The organism is Alteromonas sp. ABH4_457 (assembly GCF_056160625.1).
The window spans coordinates 536,811-551,688 of record NZ_JBSWXN010000002.1; the positions used below are offsets into that span (position 1 = coordinate 536,811).

Here is a 14,878-nt window from a genome sequence, read left to right on the forward strand (position 1 = left end):
CATGAGGCAAGAGAGCCGGACTTTATTCTCCCGGATTACTGCAGCTATCTGTGCTGCCGCGCTGTGCGTCTCTGCCACAGCCGCAGAGTACATGCCGAATTTCAAAGATACCGACATCAATGAATTCATTTCCATTGTTGGTAAAAACCTCAAGAAAACCATTATTGTCGAGCCCAATGTCAGGGGCAAAATCAGTGTGCGTTCATACGACATGCTCACTGAAGAACAATACTACCAGTTCTTTTTAAACGTACTGCAAGTCTACGATTTCGCTGTGGTAGAAATGCCCAGCGGTGTGCTGAAAGTCGTGCGCTCAAAGGAGGCGAAGACCTCCAATATTCCGGTTGTTGAAGGTTCGGCAGTGGACGGTGACGAAATGATCACCCGCGTTGTACCCGTTTACAACGTCCCTGTGCGTGAATTAGCCCCAATCCTTCGCCAACTTAATGATCAGGCCGGTGGCGGCAACGTGGTTGCTCACGATCCGTCCAACGTAATGATGCTCACAGGCCGTGCGGCTGTGGTAAACCGCCTGGTGGAAATTATCGAACGCGTTGACCGTGCCGGTGATGAAGAAGTGGAAATTGTTAAGCTGCGTTACGCATCGGCATCAGAAATGGTGCGTATTGTCGACAGCATCAATAAGTCTCAGGGCAAAGCCGCTAACACCGGCAAGTCAGAGCCCCGCGCTGTGGCAGATGACCGTACAAACTCAGTGATTGTCAGCGGTGATGCTAAAGCCCGTGCCCGCATTGTTAACCTGATCCAGCGTATGGACCAGGAGCTGGAATCTAGCGGCAATACCCGCGTTGTCTTCCTGAACTATGCCAAAGCAGAAGATCTGGTAAAAGTACTGCAGGGTGTATCTGCCAGCATTCAGGCTGAAGCACAGGGCGGCAACACACAAAGCCGTGGCAGTGCCAAACGCGATATCAGCATTGATGCCCATGAAGACTCCAATGCCGTGGTTATCACAGCTGAGCCGGACATGATGCGTTCTTTAGAAGAAGTTATCCGCCAGTTAGATGTTCGCCGTGCGCAGGTACAGGTTGAAGCCATCATTGTTGAAGTATTTGAAGGCGACGGCGCAACCCTGGGTGTGCAATGGGTCACTGAAGAAGGTGGTGGCACCCAGTTTAACAATGGTGTTGTACCGGTTGGTTCACTGGCTGTGGCGCTGAAACAGGCAGAAGACACCACCACCACAGAAGCCTACATCACCGATGAAGGCAACGTGGTACAAATCGATTCCACCGAAGAGGGTGATTACACCGCCCTCGCAAGCCTGCTGAGCGGCGCTAATGGCCTGCTTGCCGGTATCATTAAAGACGGCTGGGGAGCCGTCGTTCAGGCAGTCAGTAACGATACCAACTCAAACGTACTGGCAACGCCTCACCTGACTACCATGGATAACGAAGAAGCCTTCTTTATCGTGGGCCAGGAAGTACCTATCATTACCGGCACCACCACCGGCGATAATAATTCAAACCCTTTCCAGACCGTTGATCGTCAGGAAGTGGGTATCAAGCTGAAAGTCACCCCGCAAATTAACGAAGGTGATGCCGTTCAGCTGACCATCGAGCAGGAAGTATCCAGCGTAAGTGGCGCGACATCTGTAGACATTTCTATCAACAAACGCCAAATCAAAACCACGGTTATTGTTGATGACGGCGGCACCATTGTACTGGGCGGCCTGATTGATGAAGATGTTCAGGAAAGTGTGTCTAAAGTACCGCTGCTGGGTGATATCCCTATTTTAGGTCACCTGTTTAAGTCTACCTCTACCAGCAAGCGTAAACGTAATCTGATGGTGTTCTTAAAGCCTACCATCGTGCGCGACGGTGTGCGTATGAATGAAATCAGTCACCGTAAGTACAACTATATCCGTGCCCAGCAACTTAAGCGCCACTCTGAAGGTGTGTCGCTGATGCCATCACAGGAACAGCCTTCCATGCCGGAATGGGATGATGCGCTGGCGCTGCCTCCCTCTTTTGAAGATTACATTCTGGAAAAAGAGAAGAACAAGGATAACGATTGATCATGGCTGCGAATGAAGACCCGCTAGAGCAGGCTATCGCAGCACAGGAAGAAGCTATGGATAGCCTGCCGGATGATGAACTGGCAGAAGCAGCAGGCCCGCGCCAGCTGAGTTTCAGCTTTGCCAAACGGCATCATGTGTTGCTGGAAACGAATACGGATCCGGCCACCCTGTATTTCACCGAAGCCACGCCATTTGCGGTATTTGCTGAAGTGCGCCGCTTTTTCGGTGAGCCGTTTACCTTAACGGAAATTCAGCAGGATAAATTCGAAGGCTTGCTGACACAGGCATTCCAGCGTGACTCTTCGGCTGCCAAACAATTGATGGAAGATTTAGGTAATGAGAGCGATTTGTTCTCATTAGCCGAAGAATTACCGGATACCGAAGATCTTCTCGACAGTGAAGACGATGCGCCAATCATTAAACTGATCAACGCTATGCTCGGTGAAGCCATTAAAGAAGGCGCCTCAGATATTCACATCGAAACCTTCGAGAACCAGCTCATAGTGCGTTTTCGCGTTGACGGGGTATTGCGGGAAATTTTACGCCCTAACCGCAAGCTGTCTTCCATGCTGGTTTCCCGTATTAAAGTTATGGCCAAACTGGATATCGCCGAAAAGCGCGTCCCTCAGGATGGCCGTATTACCCTGCGTATAGCCGGCCGTGCGGTTGACGTGCGTGTATCGACCATGCCATCCAATCACGGTGAACGGGTCGTACTGCGTTTATTAGATAAGAACAATGCCCGTCTGAATCTTGAAGATTTGGGCATGACCAAACGCAACCGGGATATCTTTTCATCGTTAATCCGTAAGCCTCACGGCATTATCCTGGTTACCGGTCCAACCGGTTCCGGTAAAAGTACCACCTTGTATGCGGGCTTAACGGAAATTAACTCGAAAGACCGCAATATCCTCACCGTTGAAGATCCTATCGAATTTGATTTACCCGGCATCGGCCAGACCCAGGTAAATCCCCGTGTAGATATGACTTTCGCCCGCGGTCTGCGTGCGATTCTTCGTCAGGATCCGGACGTGGTAATGGTTGGTGAAATCCGTGATATTGAAACCGCGCAAATTGCGGTTCAGGCCAGTTTAACCGGTCACTTAGTGCTTTCAACACTGCACACCAATACCGCTGCCGGTGCCATTACCCGTCTTGAAGACATGGGCATCGAACCATTTCTGATGTCTTCCAGTTTGCTTGCCGTGCTTTCCCAGCGCCTGGTCAGAACATTGTGTCCTGAATGCCGTATTCCGGTGAAACCAAACGAACAGCAGGCGGAATTACTGAATCTGCCCGCCGGTGAGCCACTGCCGACCATTTATCAGCCCAAAGGCTGTGCCGCCTGTAATCAAACTGGTTATCGCGGCCGGACAGGTATTCACGAACTGCTGCTGGTTGATGAACCTATCCGCGGCATGATGCACGATGGTAAAGGTGAGCAGGCTATCGAAAAATACATTCGCCAGACCACCCCCAGTATTCGCGAAGACGGCTGCCATAAAGTGCTGGCCGGTAAAACGTCGCTGGAAGAAGTGTTGCGCGTGACCCGCGAGGATTAATCCATGGCAGCGTTTTCATACAAAGCGGTAAACGCCAGTGGTCGCAATAAACAGGGCGTACTTGAAGGCGATAATGCCAGACAGGTACGTCAGCAATTGCGTGAAAAAGGGCTTATCCCCTTAGAAGTTGAACTGGTAGCGGAAAAATCCGGCGGTAAATCACAGGGCTTTTCTCTGTTCCGCCCGCGTATTTCAGCCGCAGACCTGTCTCTGATCACCCGTCAGCTCTCTACCCTCATTGAATCTGCCCTGCCTATCGAAGAAGCGTTACTGGCGGTGGCGGAACAAAGTGAAAAACCCCGTCATAAAAATATGATGATGGCAGTTCGTAGTAAAGTTGTGGAAGGTCACGGCCTTGCGGATGCCATGAACCAGTTCCCCGGGGTATTCGACGAACTCTACCGCGCTATGGTGGCAGCCGGTGAAAAATCCGGTCACCTTGACGTAGTATTAAACCGTCTTGCCGATTACACGGAACGAAGACAGCAAACCCGCAGTCAGATAACCCAGGCGCTGGTGTACCCGTCCATTATGCTGGTGTTTGCCATTGGTGTTATTTCACTGCTGCTGACCATAGTCGTGCCTAAAATCGTGGGTAATTTTACCAACATGGGGCAGGAGCTGCCGGCCATCACTCAGTTTCTTATCGATTTGAGTGAATGGATGCAGAGTTACGGTCTGGTTGTTTTACTGCTGATTTTCATTCTGGTTGCTGTGGGTAACCGGCTTGTGCAACAGCCTGCCATGAAGTTGAAATATCATCAGTTAATATTACGCTTACCCGTGGTCGGAAAAGTCAGTAAAAGCCTGAATACCGCGAGGTTTGCCCGCACATTGAGTATTTTGACATCCAGTGCGGTTCCGCTGCTTGAAGCCATGCGCATTTCAGCGGATGTGCTGCAAAATCAGCATATCAAGAATCAAATAAACGAAGCGGCGGTCAATGTAAAAGAAGGCAGCAGCTTACGGGCAGCGCTGGATAACACCAGGATGTTTCCTCCGATGATGATGCACATGATTGCATCCGGCGAGAAATCCGGTGAATTACAACAAATGCTGGGCCGCGCTGCGGATAACCAGGAACGGGAGTTTGAGACACAGGTCAGTATTTCCCTGAAAATTTTTGAACCTATGTTGATTGTGGTGATGGCCCTTGTGGTGCTGTTCATTGTAATGGCCATCCTGCAACCGATTTTAGCTATGAACAAAATGGTGAATATCTAATGAGAAAAATGAGAAGACATGCCGGTTTTACCCTGATTGAAGTCATGATCGTACTGGTGATCATCGGCATCATCGCTTCAATGGTATTACCCAACGTTATCGGCAACCAGGAAATCGCTCAGAAGAAAAAAGCAGCGGTAGACATTCAGCAGCTTGAAGGTGCTATTGCCATGTATAAAATGCAGGCAAACCGGTTCCCGACCACGGAACAGGGCCTTGAAGCACTGGTTCAGGCTCCGACTATCGAACCCATTCCGAAAAACTATCCCAAAGGCGGCATCATTCAGCGCCTGCCGGAAGATCCGTGGGGCAATCCTTACCAGTTCATGAGCCCGGGCGAAATGGGCGACTACGACATTTACTCTAACGGTCCTGACGGCGAACCGGGTACAGATGATGACATCGGTACATGGAACGTAAACGAATACCTGTAACGACTACGTGCATGAAACAGCCCCGGCATACATTACAGCGGCATTTGCAGTGCGGGTTTACGTTACTCGAACTGATGCTGGTAATGGCATTAATGGGGCTCGCTGCCACTTATGTGGTATTCAATGTTTTTACTGTCAGTCAGTCTGATCAATTAAAAAAAGAAGCTCAGCGCCTGCAAGTGCTGGTTGATATGGCCAGCGACTATGCCGTACTGAACCAGCGCCAGTTGGGATTACGCATCGAGCAGGCTGATCATGAATACTATTTTGTGTTTCTGAACGACGAAGACGAATGGCAAAAAATCGATGATGAGAAGCTGTATGCGCCTCATACCCTCGCGGAACCTTTCACCTTTGCACTGAACCTGGACGATCTTCCCTGGGATACAGAAGATCAGTTATTCGACCGTGAAGTATTCGATGAAAATTTCTCGCTGGATGACGCCGGTGTGGAAATCGGAAATGAGGAAGATAAAAAGTTGCCGCCTCCGCAGGTTCTCATTATGTCCAGTGGTGAAATCACGCCGTTTACCCTTGTATTCAGCTATGAACCCTCCTTCAGCACCGACGCACCGGCGTATTTTCAGTTATTAAATCAGGATGTGCCGCCGCTTACGCTTAATGGTCCGCTGGAGCAGCCACCAGAATGATCACACCGGTAAAACAACGGGGCATGACCCTGCTGGAAGTTATGGCGGCGCTGGTGATTTTTGCACTGGCCGGTACTGCGGTAATGAAATCTGCAGCGGAACATCTGAGCAGCGTGAGCAGAGTGGAAGAAACCACCTTTGCTACCTGGGTGGCCAATAACCGCTTAAATGAGATGAAACTCACCGGCAAGTGGCCGCCTGCGAATAACGCTAAAGGCACCATGGATATGGCGGATCGTACCTGGTACTGGCAGCAGAAAGTTACCAAAACCACTGATAACGATTTACGTGCCGTTGAAGTCAGTGTCGGGCTGGACGATCAATACGAATTTTTTGAAACCTCGGTGACCACCTTTGTGGCAAAACCTGCTGAAATTGCAGCAACAGCCGGATCATCAAACTCCCGCGCCAACGGAACCAGCGGAACCAGCAGCGCCTCAGACGATGATGACGGGACACCATGATGCAACGGGGATTCACGCTGGTTGAAATACTCATTGCCATCGCTATTTTTGCCTTTATCGGCGTGGCGTCTACGGCAGTGCTGACTACGGTTATCGACAGCGATGAACTGTCTTCTGCCCGGTTCGAAAAGTTTCAGCGCCTGCAACGGGCTGTCACCACCATCGAGCGGGATATGCAGCAGGCTGTGCCACGGGCAGTTCGCACCGACGGTCAGACAAACACCATTGTTATGCGTGGCGGTGAGTCAGATGAAAGCGATAATGACGGCCTCGCTTTTGTGCGCAGCGGCTGGCAAAACCCGCAAATGATGTTGCCGCGAAGTACTCTGCAGGCCGTGGCCTACCGTGTAAGAGACGGCAAACTGGAACGGCTGTACACCAATTACGTGGATAATGTAGTGGGCACAGAGCCGAAAGTGCGCGTGCTGCTGGAAGATATCAGCGATTTTAAAATTGAATTTATTGCCGATATTGATGAAGAAGAAAACTCCCTGTCAGACAACGACGAACTGAACTGGCGTGAGAGTTTTGTCGGAGCCACCCTGCCCAAAGCCATCGCGTTTGAATTTGTCAGCGATGATTTTGGCCGCATCCGCCGTGAATTTACCCTCAGCGGAGCCAGCTTATGAAGGGGCTTCAAAAGCAGCGTGGCGTAGCACTTATCATCGTATTTATGATTGTGGCTATTGTCGTGGTTATAGCTACAGACATGGGCTCCCGCCTGCAAATACAAATTCAGCGGGCTGCTAACTTAAAAGATAATAATCAGGCTTACTGGTATGCCATGGGAGCAGAAGCCTTCGCCCGCAAGTCGATTAAAACCATTTTTGATGAAACCGGCGATAAAATTGTAATTACCCAGCCCTGGTCGCAAAAATTTGCTTATCCGCTGGATAACGGCGGTATTGAGGCGCAGCTGGAAGACGCCCAAAGCTGCTTCAACCTGAATGCGCTGGGTGAAAGTGACGATAACAACAATCAGAGCAGTGCGACACAAACAACTGAAGCCATGGAAGCTTTCGGCCGTATGCTCGAGGCCACCGGCGATAACATCGACAATTACACCGCAGAAACTGTCCGCGACAGTCTGGCTGACTGGCTCGACAGCGATACGCGCATGCGTACCTACGGTGCTGAAGACAGTGAATATGAAAGTCGTGAGCATCCTTATCTGGCTGCCAACAGCTTAATGACCAATCAATCGGAGCTGAGGCTTATAAACGGTGTCAGCCCTGTGTGGTTAAATGCTATTCTGCCTCTTGTGTGCGTGCTGCCGGAAGATACCGCTCTGGCTATCAATGTGAATACGCTCACAGAAGAGCGGGCGGCCATTCTGGCGGGACTAACCGGACTGGATATGTCTCAGGCCACCAGCCTTATCAGCAGCCGGCCACAGGATGGCTGGGCAGACGTTGACAGTTTTCTGGGTGAGCCCGTGCTGGCGGCACTGGATTTAAGTGATGAACAGCGAAGCTGGTTCACCGTGACCACCGGATATTTTATTTTGCATACGAAGACCAGCTACAATAAAGCCACTTTTTCGCTCAGTACGCTGTTTAAAGCTCAGGGTGGAGAGAACGTAAGCGTTATCCGACGTGAATTTGGAGGAGTAAAGTAATGGAACAATTACTGGTCAGGCTGGGCTCCCGGCATGAAGATCCGGTGCAGTGGCTGGTATGGTCGGGCGGTGAACAGGAGATCATTGCGTCCGGCGAATTACCTGATGCCTCGCAACTTACCACCCTGAAGGAACGCGCAGGCCAACGTGCCGTTATTGCTCTGGCACCTGCCAGTGACGTGTTATTGCGTTGGGTGACACTTCCTCCCCGCGCCAGCCGTAAAGTACTCACTGCAATCCCTTTCATGCTGGAAGATGAGCTGGCACAGGATATCCACAAACAGTTTTTTGCCATGGGTCCGAAAAAAGGTGACCAGCAGGCAGTTGCTGTTGTCAGCCGTGAGAAAATGGATGAATGGCAACAATGGCTGAGTGACGCAGGGTTATTTTGCGACAAACTCATTCCTGATGTTCTGGCTGTACCCCATACGCCGGGTGCCTGGAGCGTACTGACTATCGGTGATGCTTTACTTGTCCGGGAAGACGAATGGCAGGGGATGCAGGGGGAACTGAGCTGGTTGCTTCCGGCGTTCGCAAGCCAGTTACGTCGTTCTGATACCCTGGTGCCGGTGAAAAACTATTCCGACATCGATTTAGTCTCAGTACCAAATGCAGATATCCAGCAAACAGAGCTGGAATTGCCCATGCACATACTGGCAACGGAAGCCGTTAAGACAGACTTTAATCTGTTTCAGGGCGATTACCGCATTAAACGTAAAAAGGCCGGTCAGTGGCATCAGTGGCGGGTCGCCGCAGTACTGGCGGTTGTCGCTCTGACCACCAGCCTCATTGACAAAGGCGTGAGTATTTATCAGCTTAAGCAGGAAAATGCCCGCCTGAGTGCACAAATCGATCAGGTTGTTAAGGCCGGATTTCCCGGGCTGGGTCCTTACCGGGATCTCAGGCTGAAGATCCGCAGTGAGATGGCATCAATGGAACAGGGAGGCGGTGGCGCTTCCATGCTGGTGATGATGGATCAGCTCACTAATGCGTTCTCCTCATCACAAATCAAACCGCAAACGTTGCGTTTCGATGCCTCAAGAACGGAAATCCGTATGCAGGCACAGGGCAGAAATTTTGAGTCGCTGGAGCAGTTCCGCAGGCAGGCTGAGACCGCCGGATTCGAAATAGAGCAGGGTGCAATTAATAACCGCGATGACATGGTCATCGGCACAGTCGCGATACGGGGTTAATCATGAAGTTAATGGATAAATACCGTGCATTGAGTGAGCGTGAGCAGCGCCTGGTGATCATTACCGGTGTAGTCATGATTATCGCAATGTTCTACTGGCTGATCTGGCACCCCTTATCTGACGGATTAGCGCAGGAGAAAGCCCGTCTTGATAACCAGCAGGAGTTGCTGCTGTGGGTGCAGGAAAATGCAAACCGCGCACAACAACTTCGTCGCAGCGGCGGGATTAAAACCTTTAATGGCTCACTGCCACAGGCGGTCAATACTACCTCGGCCCGTTTTAAAATCGCCATAGCCCGTATGCAGCCCCAGGACGAACAGATTCAGGTGACGGTGGATGAAGCGCCGTTCAATGATGTGCTGGCATGGCTGCAAACCATGGAAGAAATGGGGATCCTCATTCTTCAGGCCGACCTTACCGAAGGGAACGCCCCCGGCATGATCCGCATCCGTCGACTGCAATTGGGTAAATAATGAAATCGAAAATACTCTGGACCCTCGCTGCTGTTTTTGTGTTTCTTTTCTTTGTGGTGGCTTACATGCCCGCCGTTCACCTTATACAGAGTCAGACACTCCCGAAAGGCGTAAAAATTTATGGTGTCAGCGGTACTGTCTGGCACGGTAAAGCGCAGGCGGTAGTTGTAGAAGGCATTCCGGTAACCAACGTGGAATGGGATATTGCGGGCTTACCCATGCTGATTGGCAGCGTGCACGCCGACATTAAAGGCGGCAATTTACGTGATTCCGACGAAGTGTCGTTTAAAGGCGAACTGCGCACCAGCCTGCTGAATCCTGAAACCGTGGAGTCGGACGACTTTTTGCTGTTTCTGCCGGTAGACCGTGTGTTAGCGGAAGTGCAACTGCCACTGCCGGTTAACGCCGGCGGCCGGTTCAGAGCCAGAGTCGAAGCATTATCTTTCGGTCCCGACTGTAACGAACTCACAGGCTTCGGCGACTGGCTGAATGCCACCGTAGCCGGCACCCGTGGCCCCATCGACTTTGGTAACTATTCAGCACAGCTACGCTGCGAAGGGAAAGGTATCGGTATTACCGTTAAAGAGCCCAACATGCTGGGTCTCTCACTGGATGCGATCCTGGAACAGGGTTTCTCAAACTTCTCAATTAAAGGCAAATTTAAGCCCGACCCGTCATTACCTGAAGAAGTGCATCAGGCCGCTGCCATTTTCGGCGCTCCCGGTCCAGACGGGTATACTGAAATTCAGCTTTAAGCTGTTTAAAAAGCAAAGCCCCGGACGTCACCTGACTCCGGGGCTAATTCTTATTCAGGCCATATTTTTGGCCGTCAGACTGGCCTACTCAGCGATAAAAATCGTTTTCTCATTCACGAATTCACGCATACCGAAACCGCCGTGTTCACGGCCATAACCGCTGTCTTTCACACCGCCAAATGGCAGGTTAGGCTGTGCAAGTGAATAACCATTAATATTCACCATACCGGTATCGAACTCTTCACGGGCCAAACGGATAGCTTTCTCTTTATCCGTGGTGAAGATACCGCCGCCCAGACCGTAACGGGAGTCATTGGCAATGCGCATGGCATCCGCATCGTTTTTTGCACGGATAAATGATGCCACAGGGCCAAACAGTTCATCATCATACGCTGGCATGCCCGGTTTAATGTTTTCCAGGATCGTGACCGGATAGAACCAACCTGTGGTGTCAGGGATCTCGCCGCCTAATGTGACTGTGGCACCGTTTTTCACTGACTCCTCAACCTGCTCGTGCAACTTGTCACGCAAATCTTCACGGGCCATAGGGCCAAGATCGGTTTCAGGATCGGTGGGGTCGCCCACTTTCAACGCTTTAAATGCAGCGACGAATTTCTCACGGAAGGCATCATAAACACTGTCAACAATGATAAAACGCTTAGCCGCTACACACGTCTCGCCGTTATTGACGATTCGCCCCTGAACACAGGCTTCCACCGCGGTATCGATATCAGCATCAGATAACACCACAAAGGCATCGTTACTACCCAGTTCCAGCACGGTTTTCTTAGACAGACCGGCTGCGGTTTCGGCCACCGTTTTACCAACGTTATCACTGCCTGTGAAAGTCACGCCGCGCACCTTATCGTGCTCAATGAGCTTGCTGGCAGTTTTGCCGTCAATCAGTAACGACTGATACACGTTTTTCGGGAAACCGGCGTCCAGATACAGTTTTTCAATAAACTCTGCCATACCAAACACATTGGCGGCATGCTTCATCACCGTTGTATTACCCGCCATGACATTGGCTGCGCTGTAACGGATGACCTGATAAAGCGGGAAGTTCCAGGGCTGGATACCCAGAATAACGCCAATCGGCTGGAAAGTAATAATGGCGCTGCCACCGTCATATACCCGGTTTTCATCTTCCAGCACTTTTTCGCCGTTTTCAGCGGTGTAGCGACAAATAGAAGCACAGAGCGCAATTTCCTGCTTACCGTGTTCAGTCACCTTACCCATTTCTTTGGTCATCAAATCAAGAATGGTGTCCGCGTTATTCTCAATCTGATCAGCGAGGTTATTCATCAATTTAGCCCGCTCGTCGAAACTGGTCTTCTTCCATGACAGAAAGGCTTCATGGGCATTATCAACGGCTTGATTCGCGTCCGCTTCGGACATCAGCGTATATTCGGCAACGGTTTCTTCTGTTGCAGGATTAATCGTTTGTACTTTATCAGACATGCTCTGTCTCCTGTTTTCAACATGGACAGAAGGCGCTGCAAAGGTGAGGCCAACATAGAAAACACTGGAATAACAGTACGTTGAGGAAATATCGAATAAAAAGACTCAAACAACAGTAGTGACATCTACAGGGTACCCTGTTGAATTTGCAAAATCTTATGCAACGAATTGATGTCATCAGGTTCATCTGTCATAAAAATTTAGCCAATCCATTGGGCTGTTTGACGTAGACTACTGTCTTTTCCGCAGTGATAGTATTACGTTGTGTTTCTCTGGTGTGTGACCTTAATTACTCTGGCATTGTTTATCTGCCCACAGTCTGTTGCATCCAACCTCTCTCAACCATCAGAACCGCCAACGCTATTCAAGACGCTCAACACCATAGCGCAGCAGCGCAATGTCAATGTGCTTTATGAATCAAGTGCCATCACCCCGTTCATTCATGGCCCTGTGGACAATACACTGCCGGTACCTGAACTGATTGCATCATTACTCGCTGACACACCGTTTACTGCACATCAGGTAGATGAACGCACCTTTATTATCCGGCGCAGGGCCACAGAAAAAAAAGAAGCAATAACAGAAAAATCCTACATGGATGAAGTGATTGTTACCGGCACGCGACTGCCCGACAGAACGATTCACACGGCACTCTCGCCAGTGGACGTTGTTAACGAGCCGGTAGATGTTAACTCTGTTGATTTAGCGGATAGTCTCGCTATACAGCTTCCGGGCTACACAGCTTTCAGATTGCCTCTCAGTGACGGGCAAATTTTTAACCGGCGGTCCGGATTGAGAGGACTTAATTCAGACCATGTGTTGATACTGGTTAACGGTAAACGGCGTCATCACTCAGCCTTTATCGAAACCGCCGATGGGCAGCCAACGGACTTATCTCACATCCCACTGTATGCAATCAAACGTATTGAAGTACTGCGTGATGGTGCTTCTGTTATGTATGGTTCTGACGCTATTGCCGGTGTGATTAATGTCATTCTGGATGATTCTCCGGAAACATCCTTGTCTGTGCAGTCGGGACAATATTTCGAAGGTGACGGACTTTCAAAACTGGTTCAGTTTAAAAGCGGGTACAGGACTACGGAGAGCCGGGCAACGCTGACACTGGCCGCGCTCTCGGATGACCCGACTTCAAGATCTGTACAACCCGCTGATGCGGTGGCATTTCGACGCGAACATCCTGATATTGCTTTACCTGACCCGGTACAACGATGGGGTCAGCCTGAGCGCGAAGGTATTCAGGCGGTAATCAACGCCGGGGGCACATTAAGCCCTCATTATGAATGGTTCAGCTTTGTCACACTGTCACAAACAGAAGGGACATCTGACTTCAACTGGCGAAACCCTGATACCAATGCCATTTATACACCAACGGCTGCGTTTAGCGATTTCGATTTGCGTACTGTTTACCCTGCCGGCTTTACACCTCACTTCGGGCAACATGAAACAGATATTGCAGCGACGCTTGGCACAACGGTGTCGCTTGAAGCCGGCGCTGAACTTGAAGCAAGTCTGACGGCGGGACAGAACACGATCGATTATTTCATCAGAAACACAATTAATGCGTCATTGGGCCCGTTAAGCCCCACAGACTTCAAACCCGGCGCACTGACACAGCGGGAATGGGTGCTGGATATCGATTACCAGCATCCTTTAAGTGAAAACAGCCTCTGGCAATCAGCGTCTTTAGCTACAGGGCTGGTTCTGAAAGGCGAGCAATACCGCATTCAGGCCGGCGACCCGGCATCATGGGAAGCAGGGCCTGCCACCATTTACGGTTTGCCCGCAGGCTCAAGCGGATTCCCGGGATATTCGCCGGAGCAGGCCGGAACATTTCACCAGCAAGGCTTTGCAGCCTATTCAGATCTCAATGTATCGCTGGCTCAGGATTTTGATGTCGATCTCGCCCTTCGCTATGAGGATACCGCTAACTATGCGGGAATCATTCGCGGCAAAGTGTCAGCACGGTACGCATGGAAAAATGGCTGGATGGCCAGAACAACACTGACTAACGGCTTTCGGACACCAAGCGCCGGACAGCTTTTTAGCGAGCGTACGTCACAAGGCTTAAATACCGAATATAACAGCGTTAACACCAGCGGGCGCTTTTCCCCGCTTAGTCCTGTAGCTGCAATTTTATCTCTTCGCAGCGACGTGACAATTGCGCCGCTGCGTCCCGAGCGCTCTGAAACGATAAGCGCCGGAATAGGCTACCGTACCTCAGACAACTTCGGGTTGAACGTTGATTTTTATCGTATTGAGTTAACCGACAGGTTCGGCACAACCCCTGCTTTTGAATTAACGGTACGGGAGCAAAGCGCCGTAGCAGCCATACACTCCGGCCTTAACTATCCCATCGATACCGCAACGTTTTTTCAAAACCTGTTTGATACAACCACTACAGGTTTTGACATCGTACTGACCAGACAAACCATACTGGCTGACGGACAACTTAATATCACCGCGGCAGCCAATTACAACAAAACAGACGTCACCCGACTGGGCGATGCAACAAACATTGCACAAAAGATACTGCAGGAAAAAGGCACGCCGGAATGGCAAGGCAGGGTGTCATTTAACTGGCAAAAAGGAGACTGGCAACACCAGTTCACCCTGCGGTATACCGGCAGCTGGACAGATCAACGGGAAACCGGAGAAGAAGTGTTTCAACGCTTTTCACCTATGACAATGTTTGATGTTTCCTCCACGTGGTTCATATCGTCAGCCTGGTCATTAAGGTTGTCCATAGAAAATCTCTTCAATACCTACCCCGACCGCGCGGCACTTCAGGCAAACCGCGGATTAATGTATTCAAGAAATGCCCCTTACGATACTGACGGCGGTTCATACTACCTCCGGACTGAATACCACTTTTAATGTTTCGTAGCGCCGGAGATCCGGCGTGTTTTATGAAGCTTTCGTGAATTAAGCAACGAAACGCGCAGATCTTCAATTCAGGTTCGTCTTGTTAATTAGTCCCGACCG

General features: G+C 50.5%; 12 protein-coding genes and 1 pseudogene. 12 read left to right on the forward strand and 1 reads right to left on the reverse strand.

Going from position 1 to position 14,878, the window contains the following annotated elements; translation table 11 throughout:
- Window position 1 precedes the first annotated feature (1 nt).
- From gspD to ACXAGR_RS05555, 11 genes and pseudogenes are all read left to right on the forward strand, one after another.
- On the forward strand, window positions 2-2,038 hold the full coding sequence (gene gspD / locus ACXAGR_RS05505) for a type II secretion system secretin GspD (protein WP_474842107.1): 2,037 nt from the start codon (window positions 2-4) through the stop codon (window positions 2,036-2,038).
- Between the two features lie 2 nt (window positions 2,039-2,040).
- Complete coding sequence (gene gspE / locus ACXAGR_RS05510; protein ID WP_474842109.1) at window positions 2,041-3,603, forward strand: type II secretion system ATPase GspE; 1,563 nt, start codon at window positions 2,041-2,043, stop codon at window positions 3,601-3,603.
- Window positions 3,604-3,606: 3 nt separating this feature from the next.
- Complete coding sequence (gene gspF, locus ACXAGR_RS05515; RefSeq protein WP_474842111.1) at window positions 3,607-4,827, forward strand: type II secretion system inner membrane protein GspF; 1,221 nt, start codon at window positions 3,607-3,609, stop codon at window positions 4,825-4,827.
- 8 nt (window positions 4,828-4,835) lie between these two features.
- Window positions 4,836-5,261, forward strand: coding sequence for a type II secretion system major pseudopilin GspG (gene gspG, locus ACXAGR_RS05520; protein WP_442858472.1), 426 nt, complete (start codon window positions 4,836-4,838; stop codon window positions 5,259-5,261).
- Window positions 5,262-5,272: 11 nt separating this feature from the next.
- The gene (gene gspH / locus ACXAGR_RS05525; protein ID WP_474848591.1) at window positions 5,273-5,911 is read left to right on the forward strand and encodes a type II secretion system minor pseudopilin GspH; all 639 of its coding nucleotides are present in this window, start codon (window positions 5,273-5,275) and stop codon (window positions 5,909-5,911) included.
- A pseudogene (gspI, locus tag ACXAGR_RS05530) lies at window positions 5,908-6,279 on the forward strand (type II secretion system minor pseudopilin GspI); the annotation flags it as partial. The gene gspH and the pseudogene gspI, both read left to right, overlap by 4 nt.
- 95 nt (window positions 6,280-6,374) lie before the next feature.
- Window positions 6,375-7,004 (forward strand): type II secretion system minor pseudopilin GspJ, encoded by a 630-nt coding sequence (gene gspJ, locus ACXAGR_RS05535; RefSeq protein ID WP_474848830.1) that lies wholly within the window; start codon window positions 6,375-6,377, stop codon window positions 7,002-7,004.
- On the forward strand, window positions 7,001-7,993 hold the full coding sequence (gspK, locus tag ACXAGR_RS05540) for a type II secretion system minor pseudopilin GspK (RefSeq protein ID WP_474842117.1): 993 nt from the start codon (window positions 7,001-7,003) through the stop codon (window positions 7,991-7,993). Before gspJ ends, gspK begins: the two co-directional genes overlap by 4 nt.
- Window positions 7,993-9,186 (forward strand): type II secretion system protein GspL, encoded by a 1,194-nt coding sequence (gspL, locus tag ACXAGR_RS05545; protein WP_119503104.1) that lies wholly within the window; start codon window positions 7,993-7,995, stop codon window positions 9,184-9,186. Before gspK ends, gspL begins: the two co-directional genes overlap by 1 nt.
- The gene (gspM, locus tag ACXAGR_RS05550) at window positions 9,186-9,659 is read left to right on the forward strand and encodes a type II secretion system protein GspM (RefSeq protein ID WP_474848832.1); all 474 of its coding nucleotides are present in this window, start codon (window positions 9,186-9,188) and stop codon (window positions 9,657-9,659) included. Before gspL ends, gspM begins: the two co-directional genes overlap by 1 nt.
- Window positions 9,659-10,414 (forward strand): type II secretion system protein N, encoded by a 756-nt coding sequence (locus tag ACXAGR_RS05555; RefSeq protein ID WP_474842119.1) that lies wholly within the window; start codon window positions 9,659-9,661, stop codon window positions 10,412-10,414. Before gspM ends, ACXAGR_RS05555 begins: the two co-directional genes overlap by 1 nt.
- 84 nt (window positions 10,415-10,498) lie before the next feature.
- Here ACXAGR_RS05555 and ACXAGR_RS05560 read toward each other — a convergent pair whose 3' ends face one another.
- The gene (locus tag ACXAGR_RS05560) at window positions 10,499-11,875 is read right to left on the reverse strand and encodes an NAD-dependent succinate-semialdehyde dehydrogenase (protein ID WP_474842121.1); all 1,377 of its coding nucleotides are present in this window, start codon (window positions 11,873-11,875) and stop codon (window positions 10,499-10,501) included.
- A 279-nt stretch (window positions 11,876-12,154) separates the two neighbouring features.
- Here ACXAGR_RS05560 and ACXAGR_RS05565 point away from each other — a divergent pair, with 279 nt between their 5' ends.
- A complete protein-coding gene (locus ACXAGR_RS05565; RefSeq protein ID WP_474848594.1) occupies window positions 12,155-14,770 on the forward strand; it encodes a TonB-dependent receptor plug domain-containing protein in 2,616 nt (871 codons plus the stop codon).
- Window positions 14,771-14,878 lie beyond the last annotated feature (108 nt).